The 15,237-nt window shown below is 70.5% G+C and carries 12 protein-coding genes; 7 read left to right on the top strand and 5 right to left on the bottom strand.

All coding sequences use genetic code 11. From position 1 onward, the window contains the following. Positions 1-45: 45 nt before the first annotated feature. Together BKA14_RS29875 and BKA14_RS29870 are read left to right on the top strand one after the other, a co-directional pair. Positions 46-1,506, top strand: a complete 1,461-nt coding sequence (locus BKA14_RS29875) for an LPXTG cell wall anchor domain-containing protein (RefSeq protein WP_184954141.1) — start codon at positions 46-48, stop codon at positions 1,504-1,506. Between the two features lie 62 nt (positions 1,507-1,568). Further along, complete coding sequence (locus tag BKA14_RS29870; protein ID WP_184954140.1) at positions 1,569-2,405, top strand: class I SAM-dependent methyltransferase; 837 nt, start codon at positions 1,569-1,571, stop codon at positions 2,403-2,405. On the opposite strand, the gene BKA14_RS29865 is transcribed toward BKA14_RS29870, so the two are convergent. Then, positions 2,394-3,281, bottom strand: coding sequence for an AraC family transcriptional regulator (locus tag BKA14_RS29865; protein ID WP_184954139.1), 888 nt, complete (start codon positions 3,279-3,281; stop codon positions 2,394-2,396). The two genes, BKA14_RS29870 and BKA14_RS29865, sit on opposite strands and share 12 nt — an antisense overlap. Before the next feature lie 115 nt (positions 3,282-3,396). Between BKA14_RS29865 and BKA14_RS29860 the strand changes: the two genes are divergently transcribed. Further along, positions 3,397-4,170 (top strand): SDR family NAD(P)-dependent oxidoreductase, encoded by a 774-nt coding sequence (locus BKA14_RS29860; protein WP_184954138.1) that lies wholly within the window; start codon positions 3,397-3,399, stop codon positions 4,168-4,170. 3 nt (positions 4,171-4,173) lie between these two features. Here the strand turns inward: BKA14_RS29860 and BKA14_RS29855 are convergent, their stop codons facing one another. Next, entirely contained in the window at positions 4,174-5,127 is a 954-nt protein-coding gene (locus tag BKA14_RS29855) for an aldo/keto reductase (protein WP_184954137.1), read from the bottom strand. A 153-nt stretch (positions 5,128-5,280) separates the two neighbouring features. Here BKA14_RS29855 and BKA14_RS29850 point away from each other — a divergent pair, with 153 nt between their 5' ends. Continuing rightward, positions 5,281-6,870 (top strand): beta-1,3-glucanase family protein, encoded by a 1,590-nt coding sequence (locus BKA14_RS29850; RefSeq protein ID WP_184954136.1) that lies wholly within the window; start codon positions 5,281-5,283, stop codon positions 6,868-6,870. Positions 6,871-7,228: 358 nt separating this feature from the next. Further along, positions 7,229-7,882, top strand: coding sequence for a Type 1 glutamine amidotransferase-like domain-containing protein (locus tag BKA14_RS29845; RefSeq protein WP_184954135.1), 654 nt, complete (start codon positions 7,229-7,231; stop codon positions 7,880-7,882). Here BKA14_RS29845 and BKA14_RS29840 read toward each other — a convergent pair. The 3 genes from BKA14_RS29840 to BKA14_RS29830 all read right to left on the bottom strand — a co-directional run bounded on the left by BKA14_RS29840 (position 7,828) and on the right by BKA14_RS29830 (position 12,691). Next, a complete protein-coding gene (locus BKA14_RS29840; RefSeq protein ID WP_184954134.1) occupies positions 7,828-8,307 on the bottom strand; it encodes a cytidine deaminase family protein in 480 nt (159 codons plus the stop codon). The two genes, BKA14_RS29845 and BKA14_RS29840, sit on opposite strands and share 55 nt — an antisense overlap. A gap of 513 nt (positions 8,308-8,820) precedes the next feature. Continuing rightward, the gene (locus BKA14_RS29835; RefSeq protein ID WP_184954133.1) at positions 8,821-9,651 is read right to left on the bottom strand and encodes an SWIM zinc finger family protein; all 831 of its coding nucleotides are present in this window, start codon (positions 9,649-9,651) and stop codon (positions 8,821-8,823) included. Position 9,652: 1 nt separating this feature from the next. Further along, the gene (locus tag BKA14_RS29830; RefSeq protein WP_184954132.1) at positions 9,653-12,691 is read right to left on the bottom strand and encodes an SNF2-related protein; all 3,039 of its coding nucleotides are present in this window, start codon (positions 12,689-12,691) and stop codon (positions 9,653-9,655) included. A 424-nt stretch (positions 12,692-13,115) separates the two neighbouring features. On the opposite strand from BKA14_RS29830, the gene BKA14_RS29825 reads away from it, so the two are divergent. After that, positions 13,116-13,853, top strand: a complete 738-nt coding sequence (locus tag BKA14_RS29825; RefSeq protein ID WP_184954131.1) for a TetR/AcrR family transcriptional regulator — start codon at positions 13,116-13,118, stop codon at positions 13,851-13,853. Between the two features lie 33 nt (positions 13,854-13,886). Further along, a complete protein-coding gene (gene mqnC, locus BKA14_RS29820; protein ID WP_184954130.1) occupies positions 13,887-15,128 on the top strand; it encodes a cyclic dehypoxanthinyl futalosine synthase in 1,242 nt (413 codons plus the stop codon). The last annotated feature ends 109 nt before the right edge of the window (positions 15,129-15,237 follow it).

Here is a 15,237-nt window from a genome sequence, read left to right as displayed (position 1 = left end):
GGTCCGTACGCTCCCGCTTCTCTGAAGAGAAACGGGGACTTGTTCATGCGCCGACTCGCACTTCCGGCGGCCCTTGCGGCCGTCGCCCTCGGTGGTCTGGCGGCCCCCGCTCAGGCCGCCCCCGAGGCGCCCCAGCCGCTGGTCGGCGTGATCCTGCCCGAGCAGATCGCCGTGATCGAGGGGCAGACCAAGACCATCCGGGCCGAGGTCATCAACGCGGGCGACGCGCCGGCCAAGAACGTGGTCGTCAACTTCGGCAACGTCGACAAGTCCCTCGCCCTCACCCTGCCGGCCGGTTGCGCCGCCACCTCGTGCCCGGTCGGCGACCTCGCCCCCCAGGCCACCAAGGTGCTCACGCTCAAGGTGGCAGTGACCGGCGACGCGCTGGCCGCCACCTTCGAGGTCGAGACCAGCACCTTCTCGACCGAGGTGACCGTCGTGCGCTCCGCGGGCGGCGTCGACCTCGAGATCGAGCCGATCGCCGGCCTCAAGCTGGGCCGTGGCCAGTCGGCCGAGCTGCCGATCGTCGTGCACAACGCCGGCTCCGAGGCCGTCGACTCGGTCGGCATCGTGGTGCTGGGCGAGCGGGGCCTGACCGCGCTCGGCGACTACCGCAACTGCCTCGACCTGGGCGACATCGACGACGAGCTCGGCGAGGACGCCGGCGTGGTCTGCAAGTTCGACGAGACGTTCGAGCCCGGCGCCACCTTCGAGGTGCCGGCGGACACCCCGCTCGCGATCAGGGTCGACAAGAACGCGGGCGGTCCCTACACGTACAGCGGGGCCGTGCTGGCCGTCGGCGTGAACGACGCCGACGCCGCGCTGCTGGCCCGGAAGAAGACCGGCAAGGTGCTCACCCTGGACGCCCTGCGCAAGACCGCGGACGTCACCGACGGGGATGCGCCCGAGGACATCAACGACGAGGACAACAGCGCCTTCTTCAGCGTCAAGGTCGGCAAGTCGGTCGCCGACATCGCCGCCCTGGGTGCGACCGTCGACGGTTCTGAAGTGGACTTCGCGGTCGGCCTGCAGAACAAGGGGCCCACCACCCTCATCCCGGGCAACGACGACTTCACCTGGTTCCCGAGCGTGCGGGTCACGCTGCCGGCCGGCCTGCGGCTGACCGACGTCGACGTCAACTGCGTGCCCGGCTCCGGGGCCGTCGAGTGGGACTTCGAGAGCGCCGGAACAGTGGACGGCCTGGTCTACACCTGCTTCCCCGAATACGGCGCGACAGTGGGCGAAACCGTCAAGTTCGCCTTCGCGGGCACGATCACCGCTGACGGCACGGGCTCGGTCGTGGTCGACGGGGGCGTGCAGGACACCAACGACGCCAACGACAAGGCCGCGATCGTGCTGACCTCGGCCTCGGGCGGGCAGGGGGGCGGCCTTCCGGTCACCGGCGCGCCCGCGGGCTGGGTCGCGCTGGGTGGGGCGGTGCTGCTGCTCGCGGGGGCGGTGGCCGTCTTCGTCTTCCGCCGCCGGCGCGTGGTCACGACGCTCTAGAACGCGCGGGTCCGCGGGCGGATACGTCCGGGTTGCGATGGGTTGCTAGCGTCCGACGGATCATGAAGAGTCCCGACTTCGACGGGCACGAACGGGCCCGGTGGTCCGGGCGGGCCCGGGCCTACGACCGCAGCTTCGCTCGCCTCTGCGCGCACCCGGCCGAGACGCTGCTGGATGCCGCGGGCGTCGACAAGGGGCACCACCTGCTGGATGTCGGCACGGGCACGGGCACAGTGGCCGCCCTGGCGGTGGCGCGCGGGGCCTCGGTGCTGGCGGCGGACGCCGAACCGTCGATGCTGGAACTGGCGGCGGCCCGGCTGCCGGCCCGGACCACGGTGCTCGCGACGCTCCCGGTGCTGCCCTTCCCGGCGCGATCGTTCGACGCCGCGGTGGGCAACTTCGTGATCAACCACGTGGGCAATCCGATGGCCGGGGTGGCCGAGATGGCCCGGGTGACGCGGACCGGCGGCCGGGTGGCGGTGACTCTCTGGCCCACGCCGGCGCCGACTGCTCAGCGGCTGTGGGGCGAGGCGTTCGACGCGGCGGGCGCGGAACGACCCGCATCTATGCCCCGGCTCGAGGCGGTCAACGACTTCGCCCGTACGGAAGCAGGTCTGTCCGCTCTGCTCGAAGAGGCCGGCTTGCGCGGGGTCATCTGCGAAACGGTGTCGTGGACGCTGCGCATCGACCCGGACGACTGGTGGGCCGGCCCCGCGGCGGGGCTGGGCACCGCCGGACTGATCCTCGACCACCAGCCGCCGCCCGTCGTGGCCGAGGTGCGGGCCGCGTTCGACGAGGTCACGGCTCCTTATCGGACGGAGGATGGGAAGCTGGCGCTGCCGGCGGCGGCGTTGCTGGCCTCCGGAGCGGTGACCGGCGGCCCACGGCTACGGCACTGACACGGCGGCGGCCGGGGCGGCGCGCAGGTGGGCCGCGTCACGGCTCGGGGGCAGACCGAACTGGCGGCGATATTCGCGGCTGAACTGCGACGGGCTGTCGTAGCCGACCCGGTGGCCGACCCCGGTGACGTCGTTGGGCCGGGTGGCCAGCATCAGCCGCGCCTGCTGCAGGCGGATCTGTTTCTGGAACTGGATCGGGCTCATCGCGGTGACCGCCTGGAAGTTGCGGTAGAACGCGGAGACGCTCATGCCGACCAGGCGGGCCACGTCCTCGACGCGAAACGCCTCCCGATAGTGGTCACGGATCCACTGCACGGCCCGGGCCACGTGCGCGAGGCTGCTGTCGGCCAGACCCAGATGCCGTACGGTCGCACCCTGCTCGCCGGTGATCAGCCGCCACAGGATCTCGCGCCTGATCAGCGGGGCCAGCACGGGGATGTCACGCGGGGTCTCGAGCAGCCGCAGCATCCGCACCGCGGCGTCGACCAGCTCGGCCGGGGCGTCACTGACCGCGATCGCCGACGGCGCGCCAGTGGCCGGCGGCAGCGACCCGGCGGGGGCCTGGAGCAGCAGTTCGGCGATCTCGGCGGGGTCGAGCAGCAGCCCGAAACCAAGCGCCGGCGCCTCCGTGTAACACCCCGTGACCGGCAGATCGACCGAGGCCACCAGGTATTGCCCGGCGCGGTACTCGAAGATGCGCTCGCCCAGCGCCAGCGTCTTGGCACCCTGGGCGATGAGCGCCAGCACGGTTCCCGACATCGAGGCACTGTTCTCGTACGCCCGGGTCGCCTTCCCGATCAGCACGCCGTCGACGGCGGTGGACGCGTCACTGCGGGCATGCCGTTCCAGCAGCCCGCGCAGCTCGTCCAGTGACACCGGGCCTCCGAGAGGATCAGGCAAGTATCGGCGAGCCTCATTCTACCCCGTACGTCTGCTGGCTGGTGACATGGAAAGCGAGCACATGACGCCGTACGGGAAGAGGGGTTGAATCATGCGAGTCGCAGTGGTGGTCGGAGGCAGCTCGGGGATCGGTCAGGCGGCGGCGGTTGAGCTGGCGCGGCGGGGGGCAGGCGTGATCGTCACCTACAGCGGCAACCCGGCGGGCGCGAAGGACACCGTGGCCGCGGTCGAGCGCGAAGGCGGCACGGCCGTCGCGTTCCGGCTCGACGTCGGGCGCACCGAGGAGTTCCCCGCCTTTCGCGAGCAGGTCGTCTCGGTGCTGCGCGAGAAGTGGCAGCGCGAGACGTTCGACTACCTGGTCAACAGCGCCGGGTTCGGCGGCATGGCGATGTTCGAAGACGTGACCGAGGAGCTGTTCGACCGGTTCCTGCGGGTGTTGCTCAAGGGGCCGTACTTCCTGACCCAGACGCTGGTGCCGCTGCTGACCGACGGTGGGGCGATCGTCAACGTCAGCAGCAGCTCGGCCCTTCCGACCGGGTCGGCCGATGTCGGCTACACGGCCTACGCGGCGATGAAGGGCGGGCTCAACGTGTGGTCGCGGATGCTGGCCAAAGAGCTCGCCGTACGCGGGATCCGGGTCAACACGGTCTCGCCCGGCCCGACCCGCACCCGGCTCGCGGACGCCGACGGCGTGGTCGGCTTCGACGCGTACCCGGAGGTCATTCCGATCCTGGCCGGGCAGACCGCGCTGGGCCGGCTCGGTGAGCCCGGCGACGTGGGGGTGGCGATCGCGGCACTGCTGGGCGACGAGAGCCGGTGGATCACCGCGCAGAACGTCGAGGTGTCGGGCGGATTCGGCCTCTGACGCCTACCCCAGCACTCGCTGCAGCGCGATCACGTCGTCGGCCGTGAGCTCCCAGCTTCCGGCGGCGGCGTTCGCGTGCACCTGCTCGGCGGTCGTGGCCCCCGCGATCACGCTGGTCACGGCGGGCTGGGCGGCCAGGCCGGCGATCGCCACGTCGAGCAGGCTGCGCCCGCGCTCGGCGCCGAACGCGGTGAGCGCCTCGATGGTGTCCCAGTCGGCGCCGTCGACCCAGCGCTGATAGCGGGGCAGCGAGAGACGCGTGCCCGCGGCCGGCTTCTCGTCGCGGCGATACTTGCCGCTGAGCAGGCCCGAGTCGAGCGGGAAGAACGGCAGCAGGCCCAGCCCGAACCGCTCGCAGGCGGGCACGACCTCCTTCTCCACTTCGCGGTGGAGCAGGCTGTACTGATTTTGCGCACTGATGAACGGGGTGAGGCCGCCGGCGTGCGCGGTCCAGTCGGCGTCCGCGATCTGCCAGCCCGCGAAGTTGGAGTTGCCCAAATAGCGCACCTTGCCCGACCGCACGAGGTCGTCCAGGGCGGCCAGGGTCTCGTCGATCGGGGTGAGCGGGTCGGGCTCGTGCATCTGATAGAGGTCGATGTAGTCGGTCTCGAGCCGGCGCAGGGAGGACTCGACGGCCCGCACGATGTAGCGCCGCGAGCCGCGGGCGCCGAAGTCGTTGCCGTTGAGCCGGCCCACGTCCAGGCCGAACTTGGTGGCCACGACGACCTCGTCGCGGCGACCCTTGAGGGCGGCGCCGAGGCACTCCTCGGAGGCGCCCGGGTTTGTGCCGTAGCGGTCGGCCGTGTCGAACAGCGTGATCCCGGCGTCGAAGGCGGCGTCGACGACCTCGCGGGTGCCGTCGGCGTCCAGCTTGCGGCCGAAGTTGTTGCACCCGATGCCGACCACGGAGACGACCAGGCCCGAGGTGCCCAGCCGGCGATAGCTCATCTCGCTCATGAGCACGACCCTATGCCCGTTCGTGCCGACGTTTGCCCGGGACGCCGTCCATCGGCGCGCATCTATTGACACAAGTCCGAAACAAAAAGGACTCTTTCCTGAGAGCGCTCTCCACGATCCGTCCGTTCCCCCCTGAAGCGGAAGGTGTCCCCCGTGCGTACCGTCCTCAGAGCCTTGGCGGCGCTGGCCCTGACCATCCCGGTCGCGGCCGCGGTGTCCCCGCCCGCGGCCCAAGCCATCGGCCCCAACCTGCTGCCCGTCACCGTCTCCAACAACACCGGACGCGGCGACGCGGTCTACCTGTACGTCATCGGCATCCAGCTGTCGTCCGGCCGCCTCGGCTACGTCAACCAGGGCGGCACCTTCACCGCGTGGAGCGGCGGCGCCAATCCGCCCGCCCCCGCCCCCGACGTCGCGATCAACGCGGCCGGCAACGGCGGCTCGACGACAATCAACTTCCCGCGTGGCTTCTCCGGCCGGGTCTACTTCTCGCTCGGCCAGAAGCTCAAATTCTTCCTCACCCCGGACGGCCTGGTGCAGCCCGCGCCGTGGGCCGGCGGCGACGCCAACCGGGACATCCTGTTCGACTGGAGCGAGTTCACCTACAACGACTCCGGGCTGTGGCTCAACAGCTCGCAGGTCGACATGTTCGCCGTGCCGCACGCGGTGTCGGTGACCGGGGCCAACGGCGCCTCCCGCCGTACGGGAGACCTGGTCGCCAACGGGCGTGACAACATCATCAACGCCATCCGCAACGCGGGCCTGGGCAGCACGGTCTACAGCCGCTCCGACGGCACGGTGCTGCGCGTCCTCGCCCCCGGCAAAGCGGCCGGCGCGGGCCTGATGAGCAGCACCTACCTCGACCCGTACATCGCGTCGGCCTGGAACGCGTACACCGGCAAGAATCTGACCGTCGTGCCGTTCGCCGACCAGCCCAACACGCGCTACACCGGGCGCACATCGGGCAACGTCATGCGTTTCACGAACTCGTCGGGCGCGCAGGTGGCGTCGTTCAACCGCCCGTCCTCGGCGTCGGTGTGGGGCTGCGACGGCGACCTGCCGGCCCCCAACGACCTGGTCGTCGGACCCATTTCCCGTACGTTGTGCGCCGCGCTCAACCGCGGGACGCTCGGCACCATCGACACCCAGCCGAGCACCAACGCGGCCGACTTCTACAAGAACAACCCGACCAACGTGTACGCCAAGGCCGTGCACGCCAACATGCAGGACGGCAAGGCCTACGCCTTCGCCTTCGACGACGTCGGCGCGTTCGAGTCCCTGGTGCACGACGGCGACCCGCGGTCGGCCGGCATCCACCTGACCCCGTTCACCGGCGGTGGCGGCCCGACCGAACCGCAACCCACCGGCGTGCCGGTGATCAGCTCGCTCAACAACAAGTGCATCGACGTGCCGAACGCGAGCTTCGTCGACAGCGCGCCGCTGCAGATGTGGGGCTGCAACAACTCCAGCGCCCAGAAGTGGACCTTCACCGGGGGCACGCTGCAGGCCGGCGGCAAATGCATGGACGTGCAGGCCGCAGGCACCGCCAACGGCACGGCGATCCAGCTCTACACCTGCAACGGCACGGCGGCCCAGCAGTTCGTCCTGAGCGCGGCCGGTGACCTGGTCAACCCCCAGGCCAACCGCTGCGTAGACATCAAAGAGGTAAACCCGAACGACGGCGCACGCCTGCACCTGTGGGACTGCGTCGGCGCCGCCAACCAGAAGTGGCGCAAGGGCTGAGCATTTCGTTCCGGGCGGCCCCACTGCAACCCGCAGTGGGGCCGCCCCTTCGTCTCTCGCCGCCCCCTGCCGCACCTGTCTGCCGTCCGCAACCCCTGCGCTGCGGCCCTTCTCGCGCTGCACCTCTTGCCGTGCTGCATCCCTTGCGGCGCTGACCTCTTGCCGTGCTGCATCCCTTGCGGCGCTGACCTCTTCTCGTGCTGCATCCCTTGCGGCGCTGACCTCTTCTCGCGCTGCACCCCTTCTCGCGCTGCACCCCTTCTCGCGCTGCACCCCTTCTCGCGCTGCGCTTCCCTCTTGTCGCGCCCTTCCGCAAATGCGCTTGTGGTCGCCGTGCGGTGGATGTCAGGTTGAGCGGGTGATCTTCCTAGGTGGCGGGGGCAGCGAAGCCGACGAGGCGAGCCTGTGGGACGAGGTTTTCGTCGAAGGCCGGCGGCTCACGGTGTGGCCGCATGCGATGCCACGCGACCGCTGGCCCCAAGTCGAACAGTGGTTCCGGGCGGCGCTTTCCCCGCGCGGCACCTTCGTGATCGACGTCGGCGACGCGGGTCTGCAGCAGACGGACGTTCTGGTTGTTCCGGGCGGAAACACGTATGCGCTGCTCGCAGCGACACGCGACATGCTGCCCGCGTTGCGTCCGTTCCTGGAGCGCGGCGGTCACATCTACGGTGGCAGCGCGGGCGCCATCCTGCTGGGCGCCGACATCGACATCGCCGGCATCCTCGACCTCAACGACCTCGGACTGACCGAGACCGCGGGCGCCGACCTGCTGACCGGGCACGTGGTCTACCCGCACTTCACCGCCGACCAGGCCGAAACCGCCGCCCGCTGGGCCGCCGACCACGACGTCGCCGTGCTGGCCATCCCCGAGACGGCCGGCGTCATCATTGACGGCGGCAAGGCCCGCAATGCCGGCCCCTCTCCCGTCCGGGTCTTCACTCCCAGCGGAAACAGGACCTATTCGGCCGGCCGGGAATGGCCACTGTGGTCAGTGAACAGCGCAGGGTCGTAGGGCTGCGTGCCGGACGCGGCATCCCAGCGGGCGGCGAGCGGCATCAGATCGGTGATGGCCACACTGCGGAGGCCCTGCTCGGTGGGCAAAATGACGCGTATGCCCGGGTGGTAGTCGAGCAAAATCTGGCGATCGCGACCACACGGCCCGACCGGCCCCCGTCCCTCGTTACCGACCGCCACGATCGTCGAGAACTCCCGTCCACCTGACGCTCGCGCATTGCCCAGAGCCACCAATTCGGCGCAGGGCCCACCGAGGGAGTGGTAGATGTTGATCCCGCCGTACATGCGCCCGTCAACACCCCGCACGGCTGCACCCATGGTGTGCACGCCCGTCTCGCCATCGGTGTTCGCATCCACGATCCGCCTCGCGAACTCGATCAACTCCCGATCGTCCGCGGTCAGTTCACGCACAGGAATCGCCACCCCGCGATCCTAGGGCCGCTACGACGAACTCACGCCCACATAGCCCCGAGCCCACCCACGCAGACCTGGGTCCGCCACGCCCGAGCCGCACCGCTGCGCCCAAACCGAGCGGCGCCGAGCAAAGCCGTGCCGCTGCGCCCAAGCCGAGCCGCGCCGAGCAAGGCTGCGCCGCCGAGCCGAGCCGAGCCGAGCCGAGCCGAGCCGAGCCGCGCCGAGCCGCGCCGAGCCGAGCCGCGCCGAGCCGAGCGGAGCCGCGCCCAGCCGCGCCGAGTAAGGCTGCGCCTGCTGAGCCCGCTGAGCCGCGCCGAGCCGCGCCCAGCCCCGCCGAGCAAGGCTGCGCCGCCGAGCCGAGCCGAGCCGAGCAAAGCCGCGCCCCAGCCGAGTGGCGCCGGGCGGCGCCGATCTGTCCCGCCTGCGCCGACCCGCGGCCAATCGCGCTGGTCCTGTCAACCTGCGGCGAACGGCGGCGCAGGAGCCGACCTGTGCCAACTCGCGCTGGCCCGGGCCGGGCCTTCAGCTCTCTGTGGGGGTGGCCAGGTCTCGGTAGGCGGGGCGCAGCAGGTCGACCAGTGGGATGTGCCGAACGCGGATCTGGGGGGCGTCCAGCGCGCGCAGCAGGAGTTCGGGGGGTGCGGTGATGCGTGACGGGCGTTCGCGGAGGCGGCTCAGGCTGATCGCAGGGGTGTAGAAGTCTGTCAGGTGTTCCTCCAATGGGGACTCGGGCACGGCGAGCGGGTCGACGGGCGGGGTCGGTTCGGGTGTGCCGCGCAACGAGTCGAGCAGTGCCTCGCGTGGGCGTCCGCGCCACGCCAGCACCAGGAACGGGTCGTTGTCGAACGCCTCGGCCAGCACGTAGAGCACCGCGGAGCCGTGTTTGCAGGGCACGCTCCAATCAGGACAGCTACAGCGGATGTCGAGCCGGTCGGGGAAGAGCGGGGCCTCGTGCGCGGCGAACAGGTCGACGATCTCGCGCGGCATTTCACCCGCCAGCAGCGCCGCGCGATAGAGGGCCTGTGCACCGAGGGCCTCCAGCAACTCAGTCCACTGTGCCTCGTCGAAGGCCGCGATCTCGATCGTGACCTCGTACGGCTGGGGTCGTGAACCTTGCACCCGGCCGGTGACCCGGCCCGCGGTCAGTGCGAAGTCCATCACCTGGCCCTTGCGGGCATAGCTGCGGCCCCGCGCGAGCCGGCCGCCGTCGCAGATCTGTTCGAGCACGTCGACGAAGCGCCGCGACCACCAGCTGTCGCCGATTTTGCCGCGTTTGGCCCTGACTGCGATGCCGCCTTCGACCTCGATCGGCCGTGCGCCCTCGAAGAACCGTCCATTGGGGTCGATCGGCATGTCAGCGCACCGCCGCCGGGTCGAGCGCGAACAGTTCGCGCAGTTGGTCGGTGTCCAGGTCGGTGATCCAGTCCTCGCCGGTGCCGACGACCGATGAGGCGAGCGCCTTCTTCCGCTCGATCATCGCGTCGATTTTCTCCTCCAGCGTCCCCGTGCAGATGAACTTGCGAACCTGCACGTTGCGCGACTGTCCAATGCGGAAGGCGCGATCGGTGGCCTGGTCCTCGACCGCCGGGTTCCACCACCGGTCGAAGTGGACGACGTGGTTGGCCGCGGTCAGGTTGAGCCCGGTGCCGGCGGCCTTGAGCGACAGCAGAAACAGCATCGGCTCGGCATCGGTCTGGAACCTTTCGACCAGCTCGTCACGCTTGGGCTTCGAAAGTCCACCGTGGAGCCACAGCACCGGCCGGTCAAGGTGGGCCGCCAGATAGGGCTGCAGCATCGAGCCCCACTCCGCGTACTGAGTGAAGATCAGCGCCTTGTCGCCGTCCTCGATTATCTCTTCGGCGAGTTCCTCCAGGCGGGCCAGCTTGCCCGAGCGGCCGGGCAGCCGGGTGCCGTCCTTGAGCAGGTGGGTGGGGTGGTTGCAGACCTGCTTGAGCTTGGTCATCGCAGCCAGCACGTTGCCCCGGCGCTGAATGCCCTCGCTGCTCGAGATCGCGTCCATCATGTCCTCGACGACCGCCTGGTAGAGCGTCGCCTGCTCGGGTGTGAGCGAGCACCAGACCTTCATCTCGTTCTTTTCGGGCAGGTCCGAGATGATCGTCTTGTCGGTCTTGAGGCGGCGCAGCACGAACGGGCCGGTCGCTCTTTTCAGCGCGGCCGCGGCGTCTTCGTCCTGCCTTGCCTCGATCGGCTCCTGGAAGCGGCGGCGGAACCGCTTGACCGGTCCGAGCAGCCCCGGATTGCAGAAGTCCATGATGGACCACAGTTCGGCCAGGTGGTTTTCGACCGGCGTGCCGGTGAGGGCGAGACGCGTGCGGGCCGGGACCGAGCGCACGGCCTGCGCCTGCCGGGTGCCACTGTTCTTAATGGCCTGCGCCTCGTCGCACGCAACTCGTCCCCAGTGGATACTGCGCAGCGCCTCGAGGTCGCGGACCGCCGTGCCGTACGTGGTCAGCACCAAGTCGGCGTCGTGCACGGCGGCGTCGAAGTCTTCGCCGCGCTGTCGGGTGCCGCCGTGATGCACATAGACCCGCAGGCTAGGCGCGAACCGAGCGGCTTCCTTCTGCCAGTTGCTGACCAGTGACATAGGACAGATGAGCAGGGTCGGCGCCACCGTCGCCGCCGGGTCGGCCCGCTCGGTCAGCAGCAGCGACAGAGTCTGAGCCGTCTTGCCCAGGCCCATGTCGTCGGCGAGGATGCCGCCGAGGCCCAGTCGGGACAGGAAGTGCAGCCACGAAAGGCCGCGCTCCTGGTAGGGCCGGAGCGCGCCCTGGAAGCCGGCCGGGGTCGGGACGGGGGCCAGGCGTTCGGCGGCTTGGCCGGAGAGCAGATCGCCCAGCATCCCGTCGGCGTCGACCTCGACCAGCGGCAGATCTTCCTCGCCACCGTCCACCACCTGTTGAAGAACCTCGCCCGCGGTGAGCTCGCCCTCCCGGCGCTTGCCGACGGCCTTGAGGGCGGCCTTGAGTTGACGGTCGTCGAGCTCGACCCACTGCCCCCGCACGCGCACCAGCGGCACCTTGAGCCGGGCCAGTTCGGCCAGCTCCTCCGCGGTCACCACCCCGTCACCGATCACCAGGTCGAGCTTGAAGTCGACCAGATCGTCGAGCCCGAACCCGGAGTCGGCGACCGCCCGCGACGAGCTGCCCTTCTTCGACTTCGAGCGGGTGGTCAGCTTGAGCCCGACGCCCTTGCGCCCGGCCCAGGCCGGCAGTTGCACCCCGAATCCGGCCGCCTGCAGCAGCGGGGCGGCCTGCCGGAGGAACTCGTGCGCCTCGCCGGTGTCGATCTCGAGCGCCGCCGGTTCCTGCTCCCGCAGGGCGAGATGCAGCAGCGGGAACAGCCGGACGGCGCGGCCCAGCCCGGCCAGCAGCGTCTCGTCAGGCCGGGGCGGCAGGCCTGGGAACCGCCCGCCGGCCCACACGTCGGCCGCCGCCAGATAGAGGCTCGGATCCTCCGACGACTGCAGCGCGAACTCCAGCCCCCACGCGTCGCTGCCCGGCTCGGGCTCGCTGAGCCGGAAACTGACCCGGATCGGCCCGTTGGCCTCGTAGGCCGCCCGCAACCACTCGTTTAGCGCCTCGCGCAGCTCGCGCTCCTCGGCGGGCCTGGCGCCCGGCAGTGCGGGGTCGGCCGCGGTGAGCGCCGCGATCCATCGGTCGGGCAGCGGGCCCTTGGGGCCGGCCCGGTGTCCGAGCAGGATCCGCTCGGGCATGACCGCCCGGGCCGCCCCGTCGACCAGGGCGGCCAGCGCGTCCTGCAGGGTGTCGGCCACTCCGGAGCCGGTGGCCCGCACCACAGCGGGCATCGCGGTGGCGAAATCGCGATAGGTGGCAGCGTCGGCGCCGGTGACGACGGCGCGCCAGCGGGCGGTGGCCACGCCGGCCTCCGTCACCAGTTGCGGCAGCATCCGGCCGCGGCGGGCCAGGTCGCAGGCGTGCGCGGCCAGCACGCTGAGATAACGCAGCGACGAGCCGGCCAGCCAGGGACCGGCCGGGTCGGGCTCGCCCAGCGCGGCCAGGGCGCCCAGAGCGGCGTCACCCGGCAGCAGCAGAACCGGCACCGACCACTCGGTCAGCCGGGCGCCGCGGCCGGTCGACTCCATCCCGGTGTCGGGGGAGGGGAGTGGGCCTCGGGCCGAGCTGGGCAGCCGGAGCGTCAGTGACCCCGCGGTGGCCTTGCCCAGCGCATCGCGGACGTCGTCGGAGGTCTCGGCCAGTTCGGCCAGCAATGCCCCGGCGCCGGGCGCGAACGGATGCGGCCGCTGCCGCGCCCGGGAACCGGTCGCCGACGGCAGATCTGGATCTTCGGCCCAGAGCGCGAGCTGACCCGGCCGGTCCGTGCCCGGGACCCAGCCGCCATGCACGACGAGCACACCCACCCCCTGAAAGAACGCATCGAGACTAACGACCCTGGCCCGCGGAAACGACTCACGACTCGACGGCCACCGCAGGCACAGCGGCTCGGCTCGGGCCAAGGCTCTGGCGGTGACGGGCCGGGACGGGGGTGGAGGGGGCGGCCGGTCATGGGCCAAGGGGGTGGCGCGCGGGCTGCGACGCCGCAGGCCCCGGGTCGCGAGCACGTCCAGCAGCCGGACGAGGGTCGAAGCGGTTCTGGGGGTGAAGCCGACCTCCGGTAACTCCTCCCAGGGGCGTGCGCCTCGAAACCAGGGGCGTGCGCCTCGAAACTGAGGGCGGCGGCGGGTTCGGGGAGGCGCGTACATGGAAAGGTTCCTTAGGCCGAAGCAGTAGAGCTGTACGCCGTACACAATACGACGTACAAGAAAGGAGTGCCAACCCGTGGCCGAGGCCAGACACACCATTGATCTGCTGTGGTTCCCCGACGCGGTGGAGAAGCGGCGGGGCCGCCGCCAGGGCCTGAGCGTGCCGCAGGTAGTCGAGACCGGCATCCGGCTGGCCGACGGCGAGGGCTTGGAAGCGGTGACGATGCGCCGGGTGGCTCAGGAGCTGGGCGTCGTGCCGATGACGCTCTACACCTATGTGCCCGACAAGGCGACGCTCCTCGAGCTGATGCTCGACCGGGTCTACTTGGCCATGGCCAGGGTCGAGCGGCCGGAGGAGCCGTGGCGGGCCCGGCTGGCCGCGATCGCGGAGGAAAATCGCCGGCTCTACGCCGAGCACCCGTGGGCGGCCGAGATGCCCGCCGGCCGGCCACCGCTGGGCCCGGGGCTGATGGCGAAGTACGAGCACGAGCTCAAGGCGTTCGAGGGGTGCGGGCTCGACGACGTGACCACCGACGCCGCGCTGACCTTCCTGATCGGCTTCGTGCAGTCCTCGGCCCGGGCCGCCGGCGTCGCCGCAGCTCAGGAAGGCACCGACGCGCAGTGGTGGGAGGTGAACAGCGCTCGGCTCAGCGTCGTCCTCGACGAACGGGCCTATCCCACTGCCGTGCGCGTCGGTGCCGCCGCCGGAGCCGCGCAGGGCGCCGTGATCAACCCCGACCAGGCGTACGGCTTCGGTCTGGAACGGGTCCTCGACGGGCTCGGAGTGCTCATCGCCACGCAACCCGCCGACTGACGACCGGGCAGGCGGGGACGTAATCTCGACAATGTGACGGCGAACCCGGAGATCGACAGCATCCTGCAGCGAGCCGCTGACGGCGGGCGGATCACGCCCGAGGAGGCGCTGCTCATCTACACGGAGGCGCCGTTTCACGCGCTCGCCGAGGCCGCCGACACGGTGCGCCGTCGCCGCTATCCCGACGGCATCGTGACGTACCTGATCGACCGCAACATCAACTACACCAATGTGTGCGTCACCGCGTGCAAGTTCTGCGCCTTCTTCCGTGCCCCGAAGCACAAGGAGGGCTGGTCGCACCCGATGGAGGAGATCCTGCACCGCTGCGGCGAGGCGGTCGATCTCGGCGCCACCCAGGTGATGTTGCAGGGTGGTCACCACCCCGACTTCGGCGTGGAGTACTACGAGGAGCTCTTCTCCTCCGTCAAGCAGGCATATCCGCAGCTCGCGATCCACTCGATCGGCCCCAGCGAGATCCTGCACATGGCCAAGGTCTCCGGCGTCTCGATCGAGGAGGCGGTCGTCCGGATCAAGGCGGCGGGTCTCGACTCGATCGCCGGGGCCGGCGCCGAGATGCTGCCCGACCGCCCGCGCAAGGCGATCGCTCCGCTCAAGGAGAGCGGCGCTCGCTGGCTCGAGGTGATGACGGTGGCGCACCGGCACGGCCTCTCGTCGACCGCGACGATGATGATGGGCACCGGCGAGACGCACACCGAGCGCATCGAGCACATCCGCATGATCCGTGACGTGCAGGATCTCGCGGTCGCCAACGGCTATCGCGACGACGCGGTCGAGACCAGCCACGATGTGGGTGGGTTCCGGGCGTTCATCCCGTGGACCTATCAGCCCGAGAACAACCACCTCAAGGGCCGCACCCAGGCCACGACCATGGAATACCTGCGGTTCCTGGCGATGTCCCGGCTGTTCTTCGACAATGTGCCGCACCTGCAGGCGTCCTGGCTGACCACCGGCAAGGACGTCGGGCAGCTCTCGTTGCACCTGGGCGTCGACGACCTGGGCTCGATCATGCTGGAGGAGAACGTGATCTCCTCGGCCGGCGCCCGGCACCGGTCGAACCTGCACGAGCTGATCTGGATGATCCGCACCGCCGGCCGCACGCCGGCCCAGCGCGACACCCTCTACCGTCACCTGGCGGTGCACCACACCCCGGCCGACGACCCGATCGACGAGCGCGTGGTCTCGCACTTCTCCTCGATCGCGATGCCCGGTGGCGGCGCCGGCCGCGCTCAACTCCCCCTGGTCGAGGCCAAATAGACGTACCGCCATTGACCGTTCGGTCAGGTGCCCCTCCCCAAAGTGTGGAGGGCGGGTATCTCCTTCGTAACGAGGCTCGTGAACCTCTGTTGCAGGTGTTGCACGCAAG

Source organism: Paractinoplanes abujensis (assembly GCF_014204895.1).
Taxonomy (GTDB): domain Bacteria; phylum Actinomycetota; class Actinomycetes; order Mycobacteriales; family Micromonosporaceae; genus Actinoplanes; species Actinoplanes abujensis.
Note: the sequence above shows the minus strand (reverse complement) of the source record. Positions and strands in the feature narration are given on the sequence as shown.